Annotated in this window: 24 protein-coding genes; 15 read left to right on the top strand and 9 right to left on the bottom strand. The window is 60.8% G+C overall.

Features of this window, described 5'->3' with window-relative positions:
- Positions 1-70: 70 nt before the first annotated feature.
- From GRI69_RS14820 to GRI69_RS14800, 5 genes are all read right to left on the bottom strand, one after another.
- The gene (locus GRI69_RS14820; protein WP_050600442.1) at positions 71-3367 is read right to left on the bottom strand and encodes an efflux RND transporter permease subunit; all 3297 of its coding nucleotides are present in this window, start codon (positions 3365-3367) and stop codon (positions 71-73) included.
- Positions 3368-3389: 22 nt separating this feature from the next.
- Positions 3390-4538: an efflux RND transporter periplasmic adaptor subunit gene (locus tag GRI69_RS14815; RefSeq protein ID WP_050600443.1), complete on the bottom strand. Its 1149-nt coding sequence runs from the start codon at positions 4536-4538 to the stop codon at positions 3390-3392.
- Positions 4539-4549: 11 nt separating this feature from the next.
- Positions 4550-5803, bottom strand: a complete 1254-nt coding sequence (locus tag GRI69_RS14810) for a TolC family protein (protein ID WP_050600444.1) — start codon at positions 5801-5803, stop codon at positions 4550-4552.
- Positions 5804-5866: 63 nt separating this feature from the next.
- Positions 5867-6214 carry a hypothetical protein gene (locus GRI69_RS14805; protein WP_050600445.1) on the bottom strand — a complete coding sequence of 116 codons (348 nt, stop codon included), beginning with the start codon at positions 6212-6214 and terminating at the stop codon, positions 5867-5869.
- Positions 6215-6544: 330 nt separating this feature from the next.
- A complete protein-coding gene (locus GRI69_RS14800) occupies positions 6545-6958 on the bottom strand; it encodes a MerR family transcriptional regulator (RefSeq protein WP_050600446.1) in 414 nt (137 codons plus the stop codon).
- 86 nt (positions 6959-7044) lie between these two features.
- On the opposite strand from GRI69_RS14800, the gene GRI69_RS14795 reads away from it, so the two are divergent.
- The 15 genes from GRI69_RS14795 (at position 7045) to GRI69_RS14725 (ending at position 21546) form a co-directional block, all read left to right on the top strand.
- On the top strand, positions 7045-7707 hold the full coding sequence (locus GRI69_RS14795; protein ID WP_063506155.1) for a cation efflux transmembrane domain-containing protein: 663 nt from the start codon (positions 7045-7047) through the stop codon (positions 7705-7707).
- Positions 7704-9644, top strand: a complete 1941-nt coding sequence (locus GRI69_RS14790; RefSeq protein WP_063506154.1) for a cytochrome c/FTR1 family iron permease — start codon at positions 7704-7706, stop codon at positions 9642-9644. Before GRI69_RS14795 ends, GRI69_RS14790 begins: the two co-directional genes overlap by 4 nt.
- Positions 9645-9670: 26 nt before the next feature.
- The gene (locus tag GRI69_RS14785; protein WP_237453149.1) at positions 9671-11260 is read left to right on the top strand and encodes a multicopper oxidase family protein; all 1590 of its coding nucleotides are present in this window, start codon (positions 9671-9673) and stop codon (positions 11258-11260) included.
- Between the two features lie 67 nt (positions 11261-11327).
- Positions 11328-12968, top strand: a complete 1641-nt coding sequence (locus tag GRI69_RS14780) for an acetolactate synthase large subunit (RefSeq protein WP_067505934.1) — start codon at positions 11328-11330, stop codon at positions 12966-12968.
- Positions 12965-14359 carry an aldehyde dehydrogenase family protein gene (locus GRI69_RS14775; protein ID WP_160728996.1) on the top strand — a complete coding sequence of 465 codons (1395 nt, stop codon included), beginning with the start codon at positions 12965-12967 and terminating at the stop codon, positions 14357-14359. Before GRI69_RS14780 ends, GRI69_RS14775 begins: the two co-directional genes overlap by 4 nt.
- A 32-nt stretch (positions 14360-14391) precedes the next feature.
- Entirely contained in the window at positions 14392-14835 is a 444-nt protein-coding gene (gene lspA, locus GRI69_RS14770) for a signal peptidase II (protein ID WP_160728995.1), read from the top strand.
- 193 nt (positions 14836-15028) lie between these two features.
- Positions 15029-15664 (top strand): peroxiredoxin, encoded by a 636-nt coding sequence (locus tag GRI69_RS14765; RefSeq protein WP_063506149.1) that lies wholly within the window; start codon positions 15029-15031, stop codon positions 15662-15664.
- A gap of 119 nt (positions 15665-15783) precedes the next feature.
- Positions 15784-17070 (top strand): cytochrome P450, encoded by a 1287-nt coding sequence (locus GRI69_RS14760; protein ID WP_082837348.1) that lies wholly within the window; start codon positions 15784-15786, stop codon positions 17068-17070.
- Between the two features lie 107 nt (positions 17071-17177).
- Entirely contained in the window at positions 17178-17870 is a 693-nt protein-coding gene (locus GRI69_RS14755) for an AraC family transcriptional regulator (RefSeq protein WP_160728994.1), read from the top strand.
- 72 nt (positions 17871-17942) lie between these two features.
- Positions 17943-18416: a sterol desaturase family protein gene (locus tag GRI69_RS14750; protein WP_160728993.1), complete on the top strand. Its 474-nt coding sequence runs from the start codon at positions 17943-17945 to the stop codon at positions 18414-18416.
- Positions 18417-18486: 70 nt separating this feature from the next.
- On the top strand, positions 18487-18852 hold the full coding sequence (gene tnpA, locus GRI69_RS14745) for an IS66-like element accessory protein TnpA (RefSeq protein WP_062068004.1): 366 nt from the start codon (positions 18487-18489) through the stop codon (positions 18850-18852).
- Positions 18849-19190, top strand: a complete 342-nt coding sequence (gene tnpB / locus GRI69_RS14740) for an IS66 family insertion sequence element accessory protein TnpB (protein ID WP_062068002.1) — start codon at positions 18849-18851, stop codon at positions 19188-19190. Before tnpA ends, tnpB begins: the two co-directional genes overlap by 4 nt.
- 73 nt (positions 19191-19263) lie before the next feature.
- The gene (gene tnpC / locus GRI69_RS14735; RefSeq protein WP_160728992.1) at positions 19264-20907 is read left to right on the top strand and encodes an IS66 family transposase; all 1644 of its coding nucleotides are present in this window, start codon (positions 19264-19266) and stop codon (positions 20905-20907) included.
- Positions 20907-21125 (top strand): hypothetical protein, encoded by a 219-nt coding sequence (locus GRI69_RS14730; protein ID WP_062067998.1) that lies wholly within the window; start codon positions 20907-20909, stop codon positions 21123-21125. Before tnpC ends, GRI69_RS14730 begins: the two co-directional genes overlap by 1 nt.
- Before the next feature lie 31 nt (positions 21126-21156).
- A complete protein-coding gene (locus tag GRI69_RS14725) occupies positions 21157-21546 on the top strand; it encodes a sterol desaturase family protein (RefSeq protein ID WP_067502887.1) in 390 nt (129 codons plus the stop codon).
- Positions 21547-21872: 326 nt separating this feature from the next.
- Here the strand turns inward: GRI69_RS14725 and GRI69_RS14720 are convergent, their stop codons facing one another.
- The 4 genes from GRI69_RS14720 to GRI69_RS14700 form a co-directional block, all read right to left on the bottom strand.
- Entirely contained in the window at positions 21873-22355 is a 483-nt protein-coding gene (locus GRI69_RS14720; protein ID WP_160728991.1) for a hypothetical protein, read from the bottom strand.
- Positions 22337-22699, bottom strand: coding sequence for a hypothetical protein (locus GRI69_RS14715; protein ID WP_160728990.1), 363 nt, complete (start codon positions 22697-22699; stop codon positions 22337-22339). The genes GRI69_RS14720 and GRI69_RS14715 overlap by 19 nt, the downstream gene beginning before the upstream one ends.
- A 132-nt stretch (positions 22700-22831) precedes the next feature.
- Positions 22832-23041 (bottom strand): hypothetical protein, encoded by a 210-nt coding sequence (locus GRI69_RS14710; RefSeq protein ID WP_063612683.1) that lies wholly within the window; start codon positions 23039-23041, stop codon positions 22832-22834.
- Positions 23042-23476: 435 nt separating this feature from the next.
- Positions 23477-23872 (bottom strand): hypothetical protein, encoded by a 396-nt coding sequence (locus GRI69_RS14700; RefSeq protein ID WP_160728988.1) that lies wholly within the window; start codon positions 23870-23872, stop codon positions 23477-23479.
- Positions 23873-23881 lie beyond the last annotated feature (9 nt).

Raw genomic sequence — 23881 nt, 5'->3', positions numbered from 1 at the left:
GAGACTTGTCAGTCCCGAAGCGATCTGAGGCAGACAAATTGACCTAGCTAACTTCAATTAGCCCTCCCCTTCAAGTAACATCCCGAAGTTCTTTACGTTCCTCAGGCGTGACGTTGCGACGCAGGCGGTCCCACCATCTTTGGCGCCAGCTTCGCTTCTCCTTGCCATCATCGAGTACCAGGCGAGCGATCGCTGGCAAAACGAACAGCGTGAGCGCAGTGGCTGTGATCAGCCCGCCGATAACCACCGTAGCCAAGGGACGTTGCACCTCAGCACCTGTTCCTGTGGCAATCGCCATCGGCACAAAACCCAGCGACGCCACCAACGCGGTCATGAGCACCGGTCGCAGTCGCGCCAGCGCGCCATCGGCAATCGCCTCATCCAGTGACATCCCGCTGTCGAGTCGCTGCCGGATCGCGGTCATCATGACGAGACCGTTGAGCACCGCCACGCCGGAAAGCGCGATAAAGCCGACCGCTGCCGACACCGAGAATGGCAAGCCTCGCAGCGCCAGAGCGAACACCCCGCCAGCCAAGGCCATGGGAATGGCACTGAACACGGCAAGCGCTGGAACCCATCCACCCAAAGCCATGAACAGCAAGAGGAGAACCAGAGCGAAGGCAATCGGGACGACGATGGTGAGCCGCGCCTGCGCTTCCTGCAGGTTCTGATACTGTCCGCCCCATTCGATGAAGGAGGCCGGCGGCATATCGACGCCGGTCGAAACCCTTTCCTGCGCTTCCTCAACAAAGGAGCCGAGATCGCGCTCGCGTACGTTGGCCGAGACGATCACAAGCCTTCGGCCCTGCTCTCGCCGAACCTCGGCAAGGCCATCGACGACCTGAAAATCGGCCAATGTCCGCAAAGGAACGGTGACCCCGTTTTCAAGCACGATCGGGAGCGCGCCGAGCTGGTCGAAATCGTCGCGCGTAGCATCCTCGAGGCGCACGACAACATCGAAACGGCGATCGCCCTCGAACACCAGTCCTGCTGGCCGCCCGCCGAGCGCGATAGCAACCGACTGTGCCACTTCCTCGACGGTCAGACCATAGCGCGCGATGGTCGGGCGATCGAAGGCGATGTCCAGCGTAGGAAAGCCGGTCACCTGCTGCACCTTCACGTCCGCGGCGCCTTCGACACCTCCAAGCACGCCCGCGACCTCGCCCGCAGCTTCGGTGAGCGCAGTGAGGTCATCGCCGTAGAGCTTGACCGCGACATCGCCGCGCACACCGGCGATCAGCTCGTTGAAGCGCAGCTCGATAGGCTGGCTGAACTCGTAGAGATTGCCGATGAGGCCTCCGAGCGCGCTTTCCATTTCACCAACAAGCTCATCTTTCGGCAAATCGGGATCGGGCCATTCGTCGCGAGGCTTCAGGATGACATAAGCGTCCGAAGCATTGGGGGGCATTGGATCGCTGGCGACTTCGGCCGTGCCCGTCCGTGAGAACACAAGATCAACTTGGGGAAACTCTTCGAGCCGGTCTTCGACCCGCCGCTGCATCGCCAGCGAGCGTTCGAGCGATGTCGAGGGGATGCGCAAGGATTGCACCGCGATGTCGCGTTCATCGAGCTGCGGGGTGAACTCGCTGCCCAGAAAGCCGAACACAAAAACCGCTACTGTGAAGAGACCAACCCCGGCACCAATCATCGGCCAGGGCCGCGCAATGACCTTGCGCACGGCGGGACCGTAGCGCTCTTTGGCCCAGCGAATGGGCTTCACCTCCTTTTCGGTCAGCTTCTTGTTGAGCAGGACCGCAATCATCGCTGGCACGAAGGTCAATGAAAGAACGAAGGCCGAAGCCAGCGCGAGCATCATCGTGATCGCCATGGGCGAGAACGTCTTGCCCTCGACCCCGGTAAAGGTCAGCAGCGGCGCGAAGACGAGGAAGATAATCGCCTGACCGTAGACGGTCGGTTTGATCATTTCCTGCGCTGCGAGACGCGTTTCGGTCAGCCGCTCACCCAAGGTAAGCAAGCGTCCTTCGCGATGTTGCCGGGCCGCAAGCCGGGCGACGCTGTTCTCGACAATGATGACCGCACCATCGACGATCAGCCCGAAGTCGAGCGCGCCCAGGCTCATCAGATTACCTGAGACACCAAGCCGGTTCATCCCCACCGCTGCCATCAGCATCGAAACGGGAATGACCAGTGCGGTGATTATGGCGGCGCGGATATTGCCGAGCAAGAGGAACAGGACGGCGATCACGAGCAATGCGCCTTCGAGCAGGTTCTTTTCGACGGTGGAGATCGTCGCATCGACTAGTGAGGAACGATTGTAGACAATCTCAGCGACAACTCCGTCCGGAAGCGATGCGCGGACCTCTTCAAGTCTCTCGGCAGCACCAGCCGCAACGGTCCGGCTGTTCTCGCCCGCGCGCATCAACACGGTTCCCACCACCGCCTCTTCACCGTTCAGTGAAGCAGCACCGGTTCGCAGGTCGCCGCCGATCTCCACATCGGCCACATCGCCGATGCGGATGGGCACGCCCTCGCGGGTCGCAATGACGGCTTCTTCGATGTCGGCAATGCTGCCCAGCCTCGCGTCCACGCGGACAAGCAGGGCTTCGTCGGCACGATCGACGAAATTGGCGCCTGCCGCCAGATTGGCGGCTTCTAGAGCATCGATGAGTGAGTCGAATGACAGGCCATAGCCGGTGAGACGTGCCGGATCGGGCTGAACAAGGAATTGCTTTTCGAACCCGCCAATCGAATCCACGCCGGCCACGCCGTCGATCGAGCGCATCAACGGCGCGACCACCCAATCCTGCACAGTGCGCAGATAGGCCGCCTTAGCCACCTCACTCTCGAGGCGGTCGCCGCGTTCGGTGATGAAGCTGCCATCGGACTGCCAGCCTGTGCGGCCACCAGTGGTCGCACCCTTGCCACCGGGATGCTCATACTCGATCGTATACATCAGCACTTCGCCAAGGCCGGTGGAGATCGGCCCCATGGTAGGCTCCGCTCCTTCGGGCAATGAAGCGCCAATCGGCGCGAGCCGTTCGTTCACCTGCTGCCGGGCGAAGTAGAGGTCGGTGCCCTCCTCGAAAATCGCGGTGACCTGGCTGAAGCCGTTGCGCGAAATCGATCGTGTCATCTCCAGGCCTTCGATCCCGGCAAGTCCGGTTTCGATGGGGAAGGTCACCTGCGTCTCGACCTGCGAAGGTGAGAGCGCGGCAGCGCTGGTGTTGATCTGGACCTGCGTGTTGGTGATGTCGGGAACCGCGTCGATCGGCAGGCGCACCAGATTGAACGCTCCGTAGATCGCTGCGAACACGGTCAGGACGATGATCGCCCAGCGGAAACGAACGGCGACATCGAGGATGACTCCGATCGGGCCGTGACGGTGGCTACCTTCGTCCGAAGACATGGGAGAAGATGCCGTGGTTTGATCAATGGCCATGTTCTGCGCCCTCCTTTTCGAGCTCGGACTTCAACAGGAAGGCATTGGCAGTCGCGATCCGCTGACCGGGCTCGAGCCCGGAGAGGATCGTCACCATTCCGGCAGACCGGCTGCCGATCTCGACCTCCCGAGCCTGAAATCCGCGTCGTGTCCGCACGAAGACAACATCGCGTCCTTCGAGCACCTGCACAGCATCTTCGGGTACCGCGATACGGCTCTGGTCCAATTCGCCCGAGGGGCGAATACGCGCCTGAAGGAACGATCCGGGCTGCAGACCGGGAACGGCGCGCGTCAAGGTAAGAACCGCTGTCGCGCTACGGCTCTCGGCATCGAGCGAAGGCGTTACCGACCGGACGCGAGCGCCGATCTCCCTTCCATCGCCGAGGATCAACGCAGCCTCGTCGCCAGGCTGGATGCGTGAAGCATCTTCGGAAGGCAGCGCAACCTCGATCTGCAAGCCGCTGGGATTGACCACGCTGTAAAGCTCCTCCCCGGCGTCGACGAACGAGCCGAGCACGATTGGAGCGGCGGTCACACGGCCCGAAAGCGGACTGGTGACAGCGAGCGAGCGTCCATCGCCGCTCACGCCTGCCGCGGCGACGGCCGCCTGCGACCGGTTCAGTTCGGAACGGGCAACGTCAAGATTGGCGCGCGCCGCTTCGAGATCCTGGCGTGCGGTCACGTTGGCTTCGAATAGCCGGCGCTCCCGTTCATAGGCCGCCGAAAGCTCGGTTACGCGGGCGCGGGCGGCACTAAGCTGGGAAGCGAGTGCAGCCGCATCGGCGCTTTCGATCCGAGCGACGGTCTCGCCCTGCCGGACATAATCGCCAAGCGTCTTGCCAACGCTGCGCACGACACCGGAAGCCCGTGCATCGATGCGTGCGCTGGCGGTCGGACTTGCCGCAACCGTTGCAGGAAATACGAGTTCGACAGCGGCACCCGTTTGCACCGCTGCGACCTCGATCTCGGCGGTGCGGATCTGCTCTTGCTCGATTAGCACGAGCCCCTCGGGCAGTTCTGTCTCTGCGACCTCTTCGTCCGCGTGGGTGTCGACCTGGCTGTCAGGCCAGAACATCAGCATCAAGGCCGAAACAAGTATGACAATTCCGGCGATGATCGCCAGTCTTTTGCGGTTCATTTTGGTATTCCTCATTGTGCGGCCAGCCTGATCAGTTCGGCGGCAGCTTGTCCCCGGTCTTCTTGCGCAGCAATCAACGCCTCGCGAATGGCATCGCGCGCTTCGGCTGCGCTCAACACTTCGATCAACGGAAAACGGCCATTGCGATAACCGATGCGGACGAGCCGAAGAGCCTCCTCGGCCTGGGGGAGTGATGTCGTGGAAAGCGTCTCGACGCGCGCTTCGGCAGCAAGATATTGCGATCGTGCGCGCGTCACGGCTTGCTCGAAATCGGCCAACGCTACAGCCTCGCGAGCATTGGCGGCGCGCAGCCTTGCTTCGGCTGCAGCGATATTGCCCTGATTACGATTCAAGAAGGGAAGCGGGATCGAGACACCGAGAAGAAAGGCACTGTCATTGCTTTCCTCGAAGCGTCGAACACCGGCGGAAACGACGGGATCGGGAATGCGCAGGCTGCGCTCACGATCGATCTCGGCGGCGGCGGCGGTGCTTTCCGCACGCGCCACTCGCAATTGCAGACCGCTTGCTGTCGCCATTACAGCACCGGGCGGTTCGATCCCGGGGAACCTGCTCGGAACAAGCGGCGGCGCCCCCTGATCGCCCCATAGCGAGGCGAGGGCCGTTCGGGCTGCAAGACTTGTCGCTTCGGCGGCCTGAAGTTCGGCTTGCGCTTCCGCCAAGGCCGCTTCGGCCCGAAGAGCACGGAGCGGGGGCTCGCGCCCGACTTCTACGAGGAGACCGGCAATGCGGGCGAGCTCTTCGTTTCGCTCAACCACATCGAGGGCCAGTTCGACGCGCGAGGCTGCTGCAGCCGCTGCTACGTAGCGTTCACGGACAAGAAATCCGAGTTCGGCCCCCGCAAGGTCAGCCCGCAGATCCGCCAGCTGTGCCTGCGCCCGGGCAGCCTCGACGCGTGTGCCGCGTTTACCTCCAAGTTCGAGCCGCTGTCCGACAGCAAGCGTATATTCGGTGGCGCTTAGCCCGGAGAAGGCCCCACTCCCGGCGATGTTCTCGACCTCGAGCGATATTTCAGGGTTGGGCCGCAACCGCGCCTGTCCGACAAGAGCCTGCGCCGCCTCGGCTTCCGCTCGAGGGCCGACGATGCGCGGGTTTAACTCGGTGTTAGCGGGTTCGGCAACCACGCCTGTCCGGCCCAACGCCTCGTCGAGCGTCAGAAGCTCCCGCTCCTGCGCTGCCACAGGCGTGACAATTGCGGCGAGGGTTAGCCCTGCTATCAGGGCCCCTCGCCATTTGATGGCTGGCATTTTTCAAAACTCTCTCTGCTGACAAATCGAAATGCGCTGCGTCAAGCAGCGCAGTGACGGTCGTCAGGCGCGAGGAGGGCGTTTGGGTAAATTGCTCGCATCGCCGAATAATTCTTCGGCCATATGCGACCCAACCGTGATGTTAAGCCGGTCGGGCATGTCGTTTAAAAGCTTCGATTTCAGTGCTGCGGCGACGTGATGGCAATGCCCGTGGGCGCATTCCTGCTGCTCCGGGCTTTCGTTTTGCGGGCTCTCGTCCGCATCAATGTCGAACATCTGGACCGAATAGGCTATTTCTGACAGCTCGTCCGCACATTGCGCTGCTTCGACCGCCGGAGACGCCATCAGCGCTGCGACCGCCAAAAGGGCGGCGACAATCCTGACGGGAATCAAGGCGTTCAGATCGAACATCCTGTGGCCCCTAACAAGGTGAAACGAAAGTTGAAACAAAAATCTTCTCGGTTGCTGTAATGTGATATTGTCACGAAGCGTCCGGACAATGAATATTGTTCGAGTAGTTTCTTTTTCGACCAAATTCCATGGAATGAATGCAGCGTTCTTATAAGGCGAAAGCTGATTAATATTCAAATTACCCAAGTTCCGTCATAATCAGCCATCCAATCCTAGATCACGACATCAGAATCTGGATTATCACGATGATAACGCTTCCAGCGACTGGAGGTGCAAGCACTTTTTTTGCTGTCTGGGTTCGGTGTCCATAGTCCCATTATAGCTTTCGCGTCAGCGACCCGCGGAAGAGGCGGCTGGGTTTCGAGAAAGCGTTTCGATGATTTTGCATTCGGAAACCTCGCCGCCCGTGCAGGCCGCGACCACACTTCTCAGTTCGGAACGAAGCGCTTGTAGCCGACTGATGCGCTCGTCCACGGCTCGAAGGTGCCGCAAAGCGATGTCACCCGCCTCGTCACAGCTCTGATCCGGTCTCGCCTTCACGCTTAAAAGCGAGCGTGTTTCATCGATCGAAAACCCCAATTTTCGAGCATGCCGAATAAAGGAAAGGCGCTCGACGTCCTGCTCTTTGTAGGTTCGCTGCCCCGCTGCCGTACGCGCGGCTTCGGGCATCAGTCCGATATCCTCATAAAACCTTATCGTATTGACCTTGGTGCCCGTCGCCTTCGAAAGACCTCCGATAAGCATGAACTCACTCCTCCAGCTCCGAAACCGCGAACCATTCGCAATTTTGGCTTGCTCCTACAGTTGCTAGAGGTGTTACCTAATGCCTCATGTCGAATAACGAAACATCGGATTGCGGCTGCACAGGCGATACGCAAAGAGCAGGCGCAGACCCCGCCTATCGCCGCGCCCTTTGGATCGTCGTATTGCTCAATCTGGGCTTTGGCGTTTTCGAGGCCTTCGGCGGGTTTCTGGCGGACAGCCAAGCGCTCAAGGCCGACGCTCTCGACTTCATCGGCGATGGATCGATCACGCTCATCGGCATCCTTGCTCTTGCGTGGACTGCCCGCACGCGCGCCCGGGTCGCGCTGGCACAGGGGCTGTTTCTGGGCGTACTAGGCCTCGGAGTGATCGGTCTGGCGGTCTGGCGATCGCTTAACGCGGTCGCGCCGGAAGCCGGCTTGATGGGCGGGATCGCCGTCGCAGCCTTGATAGTCAACATCGCGGCGGCGCTTGTGCTGATGCGGTTTCGCGAAGGCGACGCACATGTATCCGCGATCTGGCTGTTCAGCCGCAATGACGCGATCGCCAATGTCGGAGTGATCATCGCTGCTGCCCTGGTCGCCTGGACCGGGCAAGCCTGGCCCGATCTGCTGGTCGCAGCGGTGATCGCACTGATCTTCCTGCATTCGGCCTATCTTATTGTCCGGCGTGCCACCGAGGAACTTCGCGCGCAGCATGTTTCGGCTCTCGGAAAGGCCGCCTCCAAATGACGCTACGTGCTTTTGCGGTCCAATTGATCGCTTTCCTGTCGATCGCAGTCGCAATGCCCGCTTCTGCAGGCACGCATGACGCGGTTCAGACGACCTGGCGCCTGCTCGATTACATCGCCGTGGATTACACCGAAGCCGTTAGCGGCGGTGAAGTCACGAACGAGCTGGAGTATGCCGAAATGCAGGAATTTTCTGCCTCGGTAGCCGAACGCATGGCTGCCCTGCCCGCAAACGCGCACCGTGCCCAGCTGGTTGCGGAGGCAGAGGCTCTCGTCGAGTCAATCTCGACGAAGGTGGAGCCTGCTGTCGTCGCACGAGACGCGCGCAGATTGGCAAGCGAGCTGATCGCGGCGTTTCCCGTTCCGCTTGCTCCCGAGGCGGCACCCGACCTCGCGCGAGGTGCCGCGCTGTACGCCCAGAACTGCGCAAGCTGTCATGGCGTGAGCGGAGGAGGCGACGGCCCCGCGGCAGAGGGACTCGATCCCCCGCCAATCGCGTTCGACGACGTCGTCCGTGCCCGCGAGCGAAGCGCTTTCGCGCTCTACCAGGTCATTGGACAGGGTCTGGAGGGAACGGCCATGCCGGGCTTTTCCGATCTCGGGGCGGAAGATCGCTGGAGCCTGGCCTACTATTCAGGGTCGATCGCATTTGAGGATGTGGAGCGCGGCAGACGGATCTGGAACGACGATCCGGAAATCCGGGCGCGTATTCCTGACCTCGCCGCTCTATCCGGCCTTACGCCGGCAACCCTTGGCGAGGCGATCAGCACCGAGCGTGCCGATGCCGTTATGGCCTATTTGCGGGCTCATCCCGAAGCCATGGCGAGCGATACGACCGGCTCACTCGCTTTGGCACGCAAACGCTTGCAGCAAAGTCTTGCCGCTTACGAAGCGGGTAATGAGGCCGAAGCGCGCGAACTCGCACTCTCGGCCTATCTGGATGGCTTCGAACCATTGGAAGCCGTTTTAAGCACGCGCGATGCAGACCTGCTCGCATCTGTCGAAACCGGCATGGCGGAGCTTCGAGCGGCAATAGGTCGCGGGGATCCGCTGGCCGCCGTCGCCCAAAGGGTGAATGCGCTCGACGTTCTTTTCTACCGCGCCGAGACGGTCCTCGCCCCGGACAATGCCAGTGAGGCGTCGGCATTCGCAGGAGCCTTTGCGATCCTGTTGCGCGAAGGGCTCGAGGCATTGCTGATCGTGATCGCGATGATCGCGTTCCTGCGCAAGGCCGAGAGAACGGAAGTTCTGCCCTTCGTCCATGGCGGATGGCTGTCGGCCCTTGTCGCCGGTGGCCTGACTTGGGTGGCAGCGACTTACCTGATCGGCATAAGTGGAGCAGGCCGTGAACTCGTAGAGGGGTTCGGATCGCTTTTTGCCGCGCTCGTCCTGCTGTCGGTCGGTATTTGGATGCACGGCAAGTCGCAGGCCGGCGAATGGCAACGCTATATCCAGAAAACCATGCAGCACGCTCTCTCGCGCAGGTCCGCATGGTTTCTGTTCGGGCTGGCGTTTCTGGTGGTTTATCGGGAGGTCTTTGAAACGATTCTCTTCTTCGCGGCGCTCTGGACTCAGGGGCATGCCGACGCAATTCTCGGCGGCGCCGCCTCCGCAGTCGTGTTGCTCGGACTAATCGCCTGGGCGATGCTGCGCTACAGCCGCCGACTGCCGATCGGAACCTTCTTCGCGTACAGCTCGATCCTGATCGGCATTCTTGCCGTCGTTCTGGCCGGGAAGGGCATTTCGGGCCTCCAGGAAGCCGGTCTGCTGGGCATCACCCCGCTTCCGGACCTGCCCCGCGTTCCGATTCTGGGCATTGCACCAGCACTCGAGCCGGTGGCAGCGCAAATCCTCACACTCGCCCTGATCACGCTGGGTTATTGGCGCAACAGAACGAAAGGCCTGCAAGTGCGGACGCCGCAAGCCGAATCCGGCTAGCGGCGCTCCGGTCGCAGGAAAGCGATATGATCGACAGACGTTCCATTCTTGGCGGTGCGATGCTTGGCGCAGGTGCATTGGGGATAGCCGCATATGCCGGGCGCGACCTATTGATAGGCAAGAAAGCAACGCTTGCTTCGGGAACGGCACGCTCGCAACTTCTCATTCCTCCTCTTTATTCAGGCGAACGAGAAGGCGGCGAGAGGGTTTTCGATCTCAATCTGCGCCACGGCGTCTCGCAATTTTTTGACGGGATCGAAACGCCAACCATCGGCATCAACCAGCCCTATCTCGGCCCCACGCTTGAACTGAACGCGGGCGATACGGTGCGGATGAATGTCACGAGCGATCTATCCGAAACGGCGACCGTCCACTGGCACGGCTTTCATCTGCCTGCGCGCGCCGATGGCGGACCGCATCAACCGATCGAGCCAGGAGGCAGCTGGACCGCGCGTTTCGATGTCCGCCAGCGCGCATCGATGTTCTGGTATCATTCGCATGCGCACCGCCGCTCGGGGCCACAGGTCTATCAGGGTCTGGCCGGAATGATCTACGTTCGCGACAGCGCGAGCGAAGCGCTCGACCTTCCGAACGATTACGGCGTCGATGATATACCGCTGGTCGTACAGGATCGCGCTTTCGCGCGCGATGGAAGCCTCATTTACTCCACACGCATGCATAATGTCATGATGGGGATGATGGGTGATACAATGCTGGTCAATGGCATCGTCGAACCCGTCTTTGAAGCAAAGTCTGATCGCCTTCGGCTGCGTCTGGTCAATGGCTCGAACGCACGCTTTTACCGTTTCGGGTTCGACGATGGCCGCAGCTTCCATCAGATCGGAACCGACGGCGGTTTGCTCGCCGCGCCGCTGCCAACCGACAATGTTGTTCTCGCCCCGGGCGAACGCGCGCAGGTAATCGTCGATGTCAGCGACGGAAGGCCGGTTTCGCTGCTTGCGGACGGGCTCGAAATCATGGGCATGGGAAATAGGGGCCGGGGAATGAGAGGGCCCGGACCCACGCGCGATTCCGACCGGCCGGTGGACAATTGGATGATGGGCGAACGGGAGCGTCGCGATGGGATGATGGGCGGTATGATGGATGAAAGGCGTCGCTTTACCGTGCTGGACATCCGGCCGGCCGCAAGCCGCAGGCGGGCGATCGCTATGCCGCGCCAGCTCGCTACCTTGCCTCAGATCGATCCAGGCGACGCGGTCCGGACGCGCCGTTTCGTTCTCGATATGGGCATGGGAATGCGCATGATGCGTGGAGGCGGTTTTACCATCAACGGCAAATCGATGGACATGCAGCGTATCGACGAGACAGTGCGGGTCAATACCACCGAAATCTGGCAGGTCGAGAATGCCTCGATGATGGCGCATCCGTTCCACATTCATGATGTGCAGTTCCGTATCCTCGACCGGAACGGCCGGGCACCTGAGGCGGCGGAACAGGGGTTAAAGGACACGGTCGTCGTCTATCCGGGCGAGACCGTGCGGCTCCTTTTGCGGTTCGAGGACTACACCGACCCGGATTTGCCTTACATGTACCACTGCCACATCCTCGAGCACGAAGATGCCGGCATGATGGGGCAATTCACCGTCACAGCCTGAATCAGTAGCCGAGCAGAAGACCTGCCACCGACAGCCTCCAGGCCCTCACCAATGCGAGAACCATTCCATGAAAGCATCCGATCTTCTTGTCGCCGCGTTGGAAGCCGAAGGCGTCGAGTATATCTTCGCGGTTCCGGGCGAAGAAAACCTCGATCTTCTGGAGTCACTGCGGACCTCGTCGATCCGTCTGATCGTTACCCGGCACGAGCAAGGGGCAGGGTTCATGGCGGCAACCTATGGACGTCTTACCGGTAAAGCCGGCGTATGCCTTGCCACGCTGGGACCAGGGGCGACAAACCTCACGACGCCCGCAGCTTATGCCGCTCTGGGCGCTTTCCCTCTGGTCATGATAACCGGCCAAAAACCCATCAAGGTCTCGAAGCAGGCGCAGTTCCAGATCGTCGATGTTGTCTCGCTTTTCACTCCCTTGTGCAAGATGGCGAAGCAGATCGTGAATGGGGAGCGCATTCCTTCGCTCGTGCGCGAAGGTTTCAGGAGAGCTCAGGAAGAGCGACCCGGTGCAGTTCTGCTGGAACTGCCTGAAGATATTGCCGAGGAAGAAACCTCCGAACCGGTCGTTGCGCCCCACCCCCGCCAATATGCGGTGGCCGGAGATGCCGCGCTAGACGAAGCTGCCGAGCGAATTCTCGCCGCCGATCGCCCGCTGCTTTTGGTTGGTGCCGGGGCCAACCGACGTAGCGCCTGCAAGGCGCTCCGAAAGTTCGTCGACGATACCCAATTTCCGTTTTTTAATACGCAGATGGGCAAGGGAGTGCTCGATGAGGCAAGCCCCCTGTATCTGGGAACGGCGGCTCTATCGTCGGATGACTATGTTCATTGTGCCATCGATCGCGCAGACCTGATCGTCAATATCGGCCATGACGTGGTCGAGAAACCGCCCTTTTACATGGAGCCTGACGGACGCACCGTTATCCATATAAATTACAAGGCCGCAGAGGTCGACCAGGTCTATTTTCCGCAGCTGGAAGTCATTGGCGATATTGCCGGATCTGTCGAGCGACTAGGAAACCGGCTGCGCGGCAAACACCCTAGTGACCCGGCAGCCTACGCCAAAGTCCATGAGGACATCGCGGCGCACATCCGCCAAGGCAGCGACGATGGCCGCTTTCCGATGGTGCCCCAGCGCATCGTTGCAGATGTACGGGCGGTCATGGGCCGCGACGACATCGTCGCACTCGACAACGGCATCTACAAGATCTGGTTCGCCCGCAACTATATCGCGCATGAGCCGAACACGATTCTGCTCGACAACGCGCTGGCGACGATGGGAGCGGGTCTCCCCTCGGCGATGATGGCAGCGATGCTGTCGCCCGAGCGCCGCGTGCTCGCCGTATGCGGCGATGGCGGGTTCATGATGAATTCGCAGGAGGTGGAAACCGCGGTCAGGCTCGGCCTCAACCTCGTCGTACTCATCCTCAATGATTCCGCTTACGGTATGATCCGGTGGAAGCAGGAAGAACTTGGCTTTCCCGATTACGGTCTGAGCTTCGCCAACCCCGACTTCGTTACCTATGCGAAGAGTTATGGTGCGACGGGCCACCGGATCGAAAGCAGCGAAGCACTGGTACCGACCTTGAATGAAGGGTTTGAAAGCGGCGGCGTTCACCTTGTCGACTTGCCGGTGGATTACTCCGAGAACCGCAAGGTTCTGATCGATGAACTCAAGGCGATGGAGTGTCCCCAATGACGTGGCAGGTCCTCAATCCCTACGACCAGGAATGCATTGGCAGCGTTGAGCTGGTCGACTGGCCGCAAGTCGATCGTTGGCTCGACGAGGCGCGCGCGCTGCACGAAGACCGACAAGCGCGGCTCCCCGCGCATGAACGCATCGCCATCCTGCAGCGCGCCATCGGGCTGATGCGCGAGCGCGCGGAGACACTGGCAATGCAGATTGCGCTCGAGGGCGGTAAACCCATCGTCGACGCGCGCGTGGAAACCAGTCGCGCCATTCAGAGCGTCGAATTGTGCATACACGAATTGTTCGCCAGCGGCGGGCGCGAAATCCCGATGGACCTGACGCAGGCGGGGGCAGGACGCAAAGCCTATACCTTCCGTGAGCCGATTGGGCCGGTCGTGGCGATCTCCGCTTTCAATCATCCTCTGAACCTGATCGCCCATCAGGTGGGACCGGCAGTCGCAAGCGGATGCCCTGTTCTGGTGAAACCGGCCAAGGACACGCCCCTTTCCTGCAAGAGCTTCGTCGAAATCCTTTATGAAGCCGGACTCGATGAACGCTGGTGCCGCTTTGTGCCATGTTCGAACGATGTCGCCGAACAAATGGTCATCGATTCGCGGACGGCATTTTTCTCCTTCATCGGTTCGGCCAGAGTTGGCTGGATGCTCCGCTCCAAACTGGCGCCGGGCACCCGCCTGGCACTGGAACACGGTGGCGCGGCTCCGGTCCTCGTCGATGAGGGCGTCGCAAGCGGCAAGGTAATTCCTCCTCTCCTGAAAGGCGGCTTTTATCATTCTGGACAAGTCTGCGTCTCGGTGCAGCGCGTGTTCGTTCCGCGCGCCGAACTGCCGGACTTCGCTGCCGAGCTCGCTGAGGGAGCAGAAGCGCTGACTGTGGGCGATCCGACCAAAGCGGAAACCCAATGCGGTCCGCTCATTCGTCCTGCCGAAGTCGACCGCGTCGCATCCTGGGTCGATGCAGCCGTTCAGGGCGGCGCCAGGCTCGCCGCAGGGGGTAAGCGCATGGGTTCCACCCTTTACCAGCCCACGGTCCTTGTCGATCCGCCGTGCGACGCCGATGTATCGCGCAAGGAAGTGTTTGGCCCTGTGGTCTGCATTTACGGATACGACGACGTCGATGCTGCGATCGGCCAAGCGAACGCGCTTCCCTACGCCTTTCAGGCGGCTGTGTTTTCCGACCGAATGTCCTGGGCCGATTACTGCGTCGAAACGCTGGCCGCGTCAGCCGTAATGGTCAACGATCATACCGCATTTCGCGTCGACTGGATGCCGTTCGCAGGACGTCGTCAGTCGGGTCTCGGAACAGGCGGTATAGGTTATACGATGGTCGATATGAGCGAAGAAAAGATGGTGGTCGTGAATGCACCATCCAGCGTCCGATGACCTTGAGCGCGGCGAAACGGCTTGCGCCCGTTTTGATTCTGGTTAGCTTCGGCCTCGACCAATTGTCGAAAACCTGGGCGCATTCTTTGGTTGGTTCGGGTAACGTGATCGCAGTGTTCCCGGGCTTCAATCTAGTCGCCATCGCCAATAGCGGCGTGGCTTTCGGACTGGCCGGTGGAGCAGCCCCCGTGATCCTTATCGCGATCGGCGTTCTGCTTTCGGGCATGCTCGGGATTTGGCTGATGAGAACCCGATCCCCCATCCATGCGCTCGGCTTGAGCTTGGCGATTGGCGGAGCGCTCGGCAACGTTGCAGACAGGCTGATGTTTGGCGCCGTCAGGGACTTTATCGATTTGTACTGGGACAATTTTCATTGGCCATCATTCAATCTGGCCGACGTCGCGATCGTAGCGGGACTGGGGCTTTTGATCCTGGTGGGCGAAGACCAGCCTGAAACCAGCGCGAATACGAGCTGATTAAGACCGGACGCAATGAGAAAAGACGAACGCTTCCGCATAGCGCGGAAGGTCGCCACACCAGCACGCTGGCGATGCCGTCTATCGCGTCTGAACGCCGCTTGGTCGCGATCTCGGTTGCACCTACAGCAACTGTAGCACCCATCTGTACGTGTAGCTGCGTTGCTTTAGCGCTCACCACAGGAGATTTTCAATGACACTTCAACTTGGCGACACCGCACCCGATTTCGAGGCCGACACAACCGATGGCACGCTCAAATTCCATGAATGGATGGGTGACGACTGGGCGGTGCTGTTCTCGCACCCTGCGGATTTCACTCCTGTTTGCACGACGGAACTTGGTGAGGTTGCCCGCCTCAAGCCTGAATTCGACAAACGCGGCGTCAAAGTGATCGGTCTCAGCGTCGATCCGCTCGAAGATCATCGAGCTTGGGCGGGCGACATTGCCGAAACCCAGGGTCATGCTCTCAACTTTCCGCTGGTCGCGGACCCGGATCGTGAAATCGCTGATCTCTATGGAATGATCCATCCGCAGGCTGATGATTCATTCACCGTCCGCTCGGTGTTCATCATCGGTCCCGATAAGAAAGTGAAACTTACGCTCACTTATCCCGCGAGCACGGGACGAAATTTCGAAGAGATCTTGCGGATTATCGATTCGCTGCAACTGACGGCGGACCACAGCGTGGCCACACCTGTGAACTGGCAGCAGGGCGAGGACGTCATCATCGTGCCTTCGCTCAGCGATGAAGAAGCGCGTGAGAAATTCCCCAAAGGCTGGGAGACGGTAAAACCTTATCTGCGCGTCACACCGCAGCCGCAGGATTGATCGCAGCATAAGGGGCAATGCGAGACTTATCGGCGGGAGCATAATCAAAAGCGCGCCGGTTGGTTTTGCCGTGCCTGGCTCGGCACCGATATGCCAAATCGAGAGGACGGTATTGGTCTATGAAACGTTCCATAAAACAGAGCGAAGAACTCATACCGCGAGGGCCCTTCGACAGCACACTCCATTTCCTGAGGCGGCCCTATGACTTCGTAAACACGGTCTGCTCGCGAACCGGTGGCAATATGTTCGAAACCCGCCTGTTGCTCCGGCGGACTGTGTGCCTGCGCGGCGAAGCTGCGGCCGAGATGTTCTACGATAAAGCGCGAATGTCGCGCGACGGCGCGATGCCGGAACCGGTTCGGGCGACTTTGACTGGCAAGGGCGGAGTCCAGGGTCTGGATGGCGAGCGGCATCTGCGGCGCAAGGAAATGTTCGTGTCGTTGCTGACGCAAGAGCGTGTCGAGGCTCTGGGAGAGAAATTCGAGAAAATGTGGTTGGCCCAGCTCCCGGCATGGACCCGGGAATCGCAGGTAATCTTCTACGAAGCGCTGCATCCCATATTGGCCGAAGCAGTGTGCGACTGGGCCGGTGTGCCACTACCGGCTGAAGAGCGCATCAAGCGAACTCGCGACCTTGTTCTACTCTTCGACCGCGCGGCCGCGCTCGGCTTGGGCCATTTTCGGGCCCGGCGCGCTCGCAGCCGTTCCGAAGCGTGGCTTGCTCGCGTCATCAAGGATGCGCGTGACCGCCGTCTGGTCCCACCCGCTGAATCGGCGCTGGCTGTGATTGCTGCGCACCGGGATGAGGATGGTGCGCTGCTAAGTCCCAGGATCGCTGCCGTCGAACTGCTGAACGTTCTGCGCCCAACCGTCGCTACGTCTGTCTATATCACTCTCCTGGCGCATGCTCTCCATTCATTTCCCGATGTGGCTCCGACCCCTGCATCCGATCGCTCTGAGTTAGGCCGTTTCGTGCAGGAAGTGCGCCGGTTCTATCCGTTCTTCCCTGCGGTCGCTGCCAGGAGCCGAAAGGACTTTCGCTGGCGAAATGTCCGTTTTCCCGCCGGCCGACGTTTCCTGCTCGACTTACACGCAACCAACACTGATCCTCATCTCTGGAACGAGCCGGAAATCGTCAATCCGGATCGCTTTCGCAAGGAAGACTTTTCCGCGTTCGCATTAATCCCTCAGGGCGGCGGCGATGTCTCGAAAAATCATCGCTGCCCCGGTGAGACAGTCGTGCTCGAAGTGATGGAGCGCTCGTTGCGAATGCTTCTTTGCGAAATGGAATATCGGCTTCCCGCGCAGGATCTGCGCATCGATCGTTCCCGGATGCCGGCGCTGCCAGGCAGCAAGATCATTCTCGAGGATATCCGGCGCAGTGAGCGGTCTTTGAAAGAGACTTGAGGAGAGCCGGGAACGCGTTGAGATCTCTCAGAAAGGAACGTCCGATTGCACAGCAGCTAAGACGAAATCGCTCTTTGAGAAGCACCGACGCCTCATGGGAGGGCAACATGATGCTCGGATTTGGCTGGGCACTTCTCGACGCCCAAACAGGAGAGAACCGTCCGCACAGTCATCTGGCACACCAGATCAGTCTTTCGCTGGTCGACTCTTGCAGCATTAACGCTGACCGAGATCTTCGCTTGTCGCCCGGTGAAGCTGTTCTCATCCCTGCCACCACGGTTCACCGCTTGACGCCATCCGGTGCCATCCTGCGAAATCTGTATGTCGATCCGTTTTTCATGGGAACCCGTGACCTCAACAAGAGTGTTGGACTGGAACGGCTTTCGACCGCTGAAGCGAATGCATTGGCTCTGGTTGGATCTGGGAACGAGGCACGCAAATGGATGGAAGGCTTTTTGAACCGGAAGGGTTCGAGCCAAATCGACCCGCGCCTCCGCTCTACGCTGCAACGGATCGAACCCGGGGCGACACCTTCGGAATTGGCCAAAGCCGTCGGTGTTTCGACCACGCGGATGCGGGAAATTGCGGTTCGGGATTTTGGAGTGCCGACAACCAAGCTCCTGCAATGGTTACAGGTTCAGCGTGCCATCGAGAGCTTCGACCAATCTCATAGTGTCGCTGCCGCAGCGGCCGCGGGTGGGTTTTCCGATCAAGCGCACTTTACCCGTCGTTTGGTCGAATGGTTCGGCGTGACGCCATCACTGGGTCTTGCAAAAATCGCGATTACCATCGTGCGTTAAAACACCACCGAAACGTTCAAGACCGGTGGGCGACGGGAGCGTAAATGGATCCATCGTTTGATGGAGGCTCCAGTGGTCGTTTTTCGTTATCTCTATGCCCCACTCTATTTTTTTGGTTTTGTCGGGGGCGCTACGGCGATCGTGTCCTCGGATAGTTCGCCGGCCTGGCTGTTAGTTCTGGTCATCGCTGCGATCGGGACCTCACTTGCCGCCGAGCATATCGCGCCTTTCGAAAATCAGTGGAATTCGAGCCATGGGGATGGCGGGCGGGACGTTTTGCATGCCCTTGTAAACGAAGGGTCTCTTGTGGCTATGGTGCTGCTTCTTCCGCTCATCGCAAGCCTTGTCCCTTGGGAATCAGCCTGGCCAACGACGCTGCCCTTATGGGCTGATGCGGCCATCGCGATCGTGCTTCTCGACCTAGGGATAACCCTTGCCCATTTCGCCAGTCACAGGGTTTCGTTTCTCTGGCGTTTTCATGCCGTGCATCATTCGGTACGCCACATGTACGGCTTCAACGGGCTATTGAAGGTACCCATCCGGTGAGGCCCGCCTTGTCCGGCGAGTGAACGACCGGTCTTAAGAGCGCTCGTATGAGCGAGCTTAGGAGCGGAGCATGGGTCAGATCACGGTGATGACGGGGCCGGAGCGTCGTCGGCGTTGGAGCGAGGAGGAGCGGATTGAGATCCTCGCCGAGGCCTTTGCGCCGGGCGCCTGCGTTGCCGATGTATCGCGGCGGCGCGACGTTTCGACCAGCCTGATCTACACATGGCGTCGCAAGTTGCGCGAACAGTCGGCGGCTGCGTCCTTGCCGGTACCGGAGATAAATTTCGCCCAGGCCGTGCTCGCCGATGATGAGCAGCCTGCCGATCACGATCCGTGTGCCGCGGTCACGGTCGATCTTGGCAATGGTCGGTGCGTGCGCATTTCGTCGAATGCGCCTGCCGCACTGGTTTCGGCGACCTTGAAGGCGCTGCGATGATCCCATCGGGCGCGAGGGTCTGGATCGCGATGGGCCACACGGACATGCGCAAGGGCATGCAGGGGTTGGCCTTGCAGGTTCAGCAGGGCCTGAAGCGCGATCCACATGGCGGCGACCTGTTCGTGTTCCGAGGGCGGACGGGATCGCTGGTCAAGATCATCTGGCACGACGGCATCGGCATGTCGCTTTATGCCAAACGGCTCGAGAAGGGTCGCTTCGTCTGGCCCTCGGCGAGAGAGGGCATCGTCTCGCTGACCAATGCCCAATTGTCCTGCCTGCTGGAGGGGATCGACTGGCGTAACCCGCAATATTCATGGCGTCCGCAGAGCGCCGGATAGGGGCTGCATTTTCTTCGTTGGCTGGCGCATTTTGGGCTTTGACCGAAGGCCGATCTGTGATTCCATGCCCCTTATGGACACGGCCGCATCGCCCCTGCCGGACGACGTCGAAGCGCTCAAGGCGCTGCTGGCCGCCGCGCTCTCACGCGCCGATGATGCCGAGGCACGCCTTGCCAAGGCCAGGGCCCGCGAGAGCGCGATCGAGGCGCTGATCGCGCACCTCAAGCTGCAGATCGCCAGGCTGCGTCGCGAGCAATATGGCGCCAGCGCCGAACGCAGCCGACGTCTGCTCGACCAGTTGGAATTGCAGCTCGAAGATCTCGAGGCCGATGCCTGCGAGAATGATTGCGCTGCCGAAGCCGCTCCGGCGAAGACGAGCGAGGTTGCCGCGTTCGACCGCAAGCGCCCGAGCCGCAAGCCGTTCCCCGAACATCTGCCCCGCGAACGCGTCGTCATCCCCGCGCCCTGTTCGTGCCCGTCCTGCGGCAGCGCGCGTCTGTCAAAGCTGGAAGAGGATATCACCGAGACGCTGGAAGTGATCCCGCGCCAGTGGAAGGTGATCCGGACGGTGCGTGAGAAGTTCTCCTGCCGGGATTGCGAGACGATTACGCAGCCCCCGGCGCCGTTCCATGTCGTGCCGCGCGGATGGGCCGGGCCCAGCTTCCTCGCCATGCTACTTTTTGAGAAGTACGGTCAGCACCAGCCCCTCAACCGGCAGGCCGAGCGCTTCGCCCGCGAAGGCGTAGCGCTCAGCACCTCGACCCTGGCCGATCAGGTCGGTGCCGCCGCCTTCGCACTCATGCCGCTCTACCGGCGGATCGAAGCCCATGTGCTGGATGCAGCCCGGATCCATGGCGACGATACGACCGTGCCGGTCATGGCGAAGGGCAAGACCGATACGGCGCGCCTGTGGGTTTATGTGCGCGATGACCGGCCCTTCGCCGGCTCCGATCCGCCAGCAGCCTTGTTCCACTATTCCCGCGATCGGCGCGGTGAGCATCCACGGGAGCATCTGGCGTCCTGGGCAGGGATCCTGCAGGCCGATGCCTATGGCGGCTACAACGAGCTTTACGCTCCCGGTCGTCAGCCAGCACCCGTGATCGAGGCGGGCTGCTTCGCGCATGCACGGCGCAAATTCTTCGAGCTGGCCGATGTCGAGGGAGCCGCGCGCAGGAGAAGCCGCGGCGGACGCAACGGCATGATCTACCCGATCGCGCTAGAAGCCGTGCAGCGCCTCGATGCCCTGTTCGAGATCGAGCGCGGCATCAACGGCAAAACGCCAGGCGAGCGTGTTGCACTCCGGCAGGAACGCAGCGCGCCGCTGATGGCGGGCCTGCACGCCTGGCTCACCGCGCAGCTCGCGAAGCTGTCGCGCAGCCATGATATGGCCAAGGCCATCAACTATATGCTCCGGCGCTGGGGTGCCTTCACCCGGTTCCTCGATGATGGCCGGATCTGCATCACGAACAACGCTGCCGAGCGGGCGCTGCGCTGTGTGCCGCTTGGCCGCAAGGCATGGCTGTTCTGCGGTTCCGACCGCGGCGGACAGCGCGCGGCCGTGCTCTACACGCTGATCCAGACGGCCCGGCTCAACGATGTCGATCCGCAGGCGTGGCTGGCCGATGTCCTCGCGCGCATCGCCGGACATCCTGCCCACCGGATCGACGAACTACTGCCCTGGAACTGGGAATCTGGGCGAGCCAGAATCGCAGCTTGATGGCGCACGTTAACAAGGTCCATTCGGTCAGCACGATCGCACTCGTAGCGCGTCATCTAAGCGTCGAAGAAGATCTGATTGCTGAACTCGCGTCGGGCATGGACCCGGAAGACGGGCTGATCTGGGTGTACAGCCTTGATCGTCCGGACGGCGCGATGGCATTTACCGAATACGGCGTCGAAAACCTCACAACGCTCATCGCCGACCACGATATATAGCACTGCCGCGGCCTTCACCGGATGGGTACTATTGAAGCATCCGGTCCACCAGTTCTTCGAGGTTTCCGCCGGTGCCTTGCCATGGCTTCTATTGGGGATTCCTCTAGATGTCGCTGCCGTGGCTTCCTTTGCGGTGTTGATCCAGCTCCAGTTACAGCATTCGAATGTCGAGATGCGGGTCGGGCCGCTGGCATATGTCTGGGCCGTCGCCCCTGTCCATCGGCACCACCACCTTGCGTCCCAAACGGACGGCGACGTCAATTTCGGTCTGTTTCTAACGCTCTGGGATGTTCTGCTTGGTACAGCGCGCTTTGGATCGAGTGAGCATATCAAAGCCGGGGCGATCGGCCTCGCTGGCATCGAAGATTATCCTAATGCGTACCTCGCACAGTTGGCCGAACCATTTAGAACGCAGGCGTAAACTGGCCGGCGCCGACGCCCGAAGCGAAGGATGGGCATGACGGAACAGCAAGTATCCTACGCATCACCAGCCGGTTGTCGTGCCCTCACTCCGCTTTTCGGCATGCCGGAGAAATCCAATATGTCGCCGAATGCCTGAGAGCAACGACGCAACCCAAAGTTACCGCGGCAAGCGAACTGCTCATATAAGGCCTTCTCCCGCTGCGGAAGCATTGAGCGCTTAAGTTCCGCCACCTATTCCAAGTGCCAAAGCCGTCGAGATCTGATCGCTCAGTGTTGCGATTCCGAGCAGCGTAATGCGCGTAGCCGCAAATTGTCGGCGGATCTTCACCTTACCATCAGCAGGCCGATCGCGCCCAGCACCATCGAGGCCGATCCGAAGATCGTCTTTGCGAGGGACATTTTGCGAGCGACGGCACCTCGACAAATCCGCTTTCTGACCTTGTCCAGGCCGGTTCTGAGGCCTGCCGTTCCGTCCCAGACATCGATCATTCCCCAAGTGAGGAGAGCGCCAGCGACGATACAGGCGTAGCTGTCGGCCTCGAGACGACCCATGGCGAACGATATGGTCGCACCTGCCATCACGGGCAGCATAATGATCTTCACGACGTCGATCGCGCTCAGAACCGACCGATAATGCCGCGAGGAGATGAAAGGGAGCAGGAAAAGGGGCCGTGCGCAGAGCGTGCAGGTTTTGCCGGGATAGCGCGACATCCATCCCGGCATAAGACCCCTGCAGAAGGGGCATCGGACCTGCGGCTCGTCGATGATCGCGGCCCTTCCTCCCGAGCTCACGCCTTCTTTTGGCATTTCGTTTTCCGGCAATCATTCCGAACATCGCATTTCGCCTGATCGCCGCAGTCCTGCTTCTCCTGTTTGCAGTCGTGGCATTTGACCATTTCGTCCAGCGACATACGGCGCTGCTTGCGCTCGACACTGTCTTCGAGCGTCGCTTTCGCCTTCGCTTCCCGGGCGACAAGATCGAGCATCTGCCGGGCCACATTGCCGGTGCTCTGATTCACCCCATCGGCGATCGTCTTCGTGGCGGCAGCGTGTTCGTGCATTTCATCCGCCGCTAAGGCATCCTGTGCTGCTGCCGGTACGGCCATGAAAGCTCCTGCCATTGCAGCGGCTGCCATCATCTTCTTCAACATTGTTAGTTCCCTCTTCTTTCCGGTTGCCCGGGTGGTTGATGCGCCGGTGGCGCGTGATGCCCCTTGCGGAGCGGTTTCGCGGAAGGTGAATGCCTCCCGGACCTTTGAGGCGCTTGCGCGCGAGCATGGGCGTCATCGCCAGAAGCCGTCGCGCCTTTCGCCGCTGCGGTTGTCGTAATTTTCCTTGTCGTCGTATCCGCTCTTGCGAATGCCGACCTCGACGCGATCGCCTCCGGCGTTGCGGATGTGGAGGTCGCGCAGGTCCACCCTGTTACGGTGTGCCCAGTCCTCGGCGGCTCGCTTGCTTCCGAATGTGCCTACGTCTTCGTAATCGAACGCCATCGTGGTCCTCCTTCAGGTTTGAGTTGCTTGCCAGGGTGATTGGGTTCGGTGCGCAACGAGCGGTCCGAGCGCGGCTTCGATGTGCCGTTCGACGCTCGTCTTGGTCGGCCGCTCTCCGGCCGGAAGGCGGACGGTCGTATAGCCTGCGTGTCGGGTGAGAGCGTCGCGATCGGTATCGCTGCGGCGGCACCTTGAGACGGGAGAGCTCCCGGCGCGGCAGACCGCTCCAGATCGCGGCTGTCGCGATGATGACGCCGGCGATGACGAGGAACAGGAGGGTCTGGCTTGTCCATGACGTCAGTTCTCCGTCGATGAGCGCGGGTCGGCCCAGAAGATCAAGGGTCAGTCCGGTCGCCACGGCGAGGACGACGCCGGTCGCGGAGAGCTCTTCGGGCGTGGCGGGGAGAAAACCCCACGGGCCCGTCAGGAGGTGTGTCATGTCGTACTGCCATTCCAGAATTCGTTCAGGCGGCGCGGAAAGAGCGCGTAGACGCGGTTCATTCCGAGCGGCGCTGCGAACTTTGTTGCGAGATTGACGAAGGCCACGGCGATCGAACCAACGATCACCGCGATGAGGATGGCGAGACCGATTGCGACGCATTCGGCTACCATCTGCTGGTTCGCGACCATTTCGCGCATGTCGGCGCATCCCTGGACCCCGTGCAGATCCAGATCGCACGCCACGAAATTGTCCCCCTCCACCAATTCGGCGAGTTCCTGCAGTCCCGCCTGCTTCACGAAGTTGGAAAGCGTCGGCTGTTGCTCGAGAACGGAGTTTAGACTGTCCTTCTGCGGGGCGTTGGCGATCAGGTCATGCTGGGTCTTGTCCATTGCCGGTCT

This window comes from Qipengyuania vulgaris, from assembly GCF_009827325.1.
GTDB classification, from domain to species: domain Bacteria; phylum Pseudomonadota; class Alphaproteobacteria; order Sphingomonadales; family Sphingomonadaceae; genus Qipengyuania; species Qipengyuania vulgaris.
Note: the sequence above shows the minus strand (reverse complement) of the source record. Positions and strands in the feature narration are given on the sequence as shown.

Excerpts from the sequence above, each read along its gene's own strand:
- GRI69_RS14820 (WP_050600442.1), bottom strand. The coding sequence starts at position 3,367 with ATGTCTTCGGACGAAGGTAGCCACCGTCACGGCCCGATCGGAGTCATC.
- GRI69_RS14815 (WP_050600443.1), bottom strand. The coding sequence starts at position 4,538 with ATGAACCGCAAAAGACTGGCGATCATCGCCGGAATTGTCATACTTGTT.
- GRI69_RS14810 (WP_050600444.1), bottom strand. The coding sequence starts at position 5,803 with ATGCCAGCCATCAAATGGCGAGGGGCCCTGATAGCAGGGCTAACCCTC.
- GRI69_RS14805 (WP_050600445.1), bottom strand. The coding sequence starts at position 6,214 with ATGTTCGATCTGAACGCCTTGATTCCCGTCAGGATTGTCGCCGCCCTT.
- GRI69_RS14800 (WP_050600446.1), bottom strand. The coding sequence starts at position 6,958 with ATGCTTATCGGAGGTCTTTCGAAGGCGACGGGCACCAAGGTCAATACG.
- GRI69_RS14795 (WP_063506155.1), top strand. The coding sequence starts at position 7,045 with ATGTCGAATAACGAAACATCGGATTGCGGCTGCACAGGCGATACGCAA.
- GRI69_RS14790 (WP_063506154.1), top strand. The coding sequence starts at position 7,704 with ATGACGCTACGTGCTTTTGCGGTCCAATTGATCGCTTTCCTGTCGATC.
- GRI69_RS14785 (WP_237453149.1), top strand. The coding sequence starts at position 9,671 with ATGATCGACAGACGTTCCATTCTTGGCGGTGCGATGCTTGGCGCAGGT.
- GRI69_RS14780 (WP_067505934.1), top strand. The coding sequence starts at position 11,328 with ATGAAAGCATCCGATCTTCTTGTCGCCGCGTTGGAAGCCGAAGGCGTC.
- GRI69_RS14775 (WP_160728996.1), top strand. The coding sequence starts at position 12,965 with ATGACGTGGCAGGTCCTCAATCCCTACGACCAGGAATGCATTGGCAGC.
- GRI69_RS14765 (WP_063506149.1), top strand. The coding sequence starts at position 15,029 with ATGACACTTCAACTTGGCGACACCGCACCCGATTTCGAGGCCGACACA.
- GRI69_RS14760 (WP_082837348.1), top strand. The coding sequence starts at position 15,784 with ATGAAACGTTCCATAAAACAGAGCGAAGAACTCATACCGCGAGGGCCC.
- GRI69_RS14755 (WP_160728994.1), top strand. The coding sequence starts at position 17,178 with ATGATGCTCGGATTTGGCTGGGCACTTCTCGACGCCCAAACAGGAGAG.
- tnpA (WP_062068004.1), top strand. The coding sequence starts at position 18,487 with ATGGGTCAGATCACGGTGATGACGGGGCCGGAGCGTCGTCGGCGTTGG.
- tnpB (WP_062068002.1), top strand. The coding sequence starts at position 18,849 with ATGATCCCATCGGGCGCGAGGGTCTGGATCGCGATGGGCCACACGGAC.
- tnpC (WP_160728992.1), top strand. The coding sequence starts at position 19,264 with ATGGACACGGCCGCATCGCCCCTGCCGGACGACGTCGAAGCGCTCAAG.
- GRI69_RS14730 (WP_062067998.1), top strand. The coding sequence starts at position 20,907 with ATGGCGCACGTTAACAAGGTCCATTCGGTCAGCACGATCGCACTCGTA.
- GRI69_RS14720 (WP_160728991.1), bottom strand. The coding sequence starts at position 22,355 with ATGCCAAAAGAAGGCGTGAGCTCGGGAGGAAGGGCCGCGATCATCGAC.
- GRI69_RS14715 (WP_160728990.1), bottom strand. The coding sequence starts at position 22,699 with ATGTTGAAGAAGATGATGGCAGCCGCTGCAATGGCAGGAGCTTTCATG.
- GRI69_RS14710 (WP_063612683.1), bottom strand. The coding sequence starts at position 23,041 with ATGGCGTTCGATTACGAAGACGTAGGCACATTCGGAAGCAAGCGAGCC.
- GRI69_RS14700 (WP_160728988.1), bottom strand. The coding sequence starts at position 23,872 with ATGGACAAGACCCAGCATGACCTGATCGCCAACGCCCCGCAGAAGGAC.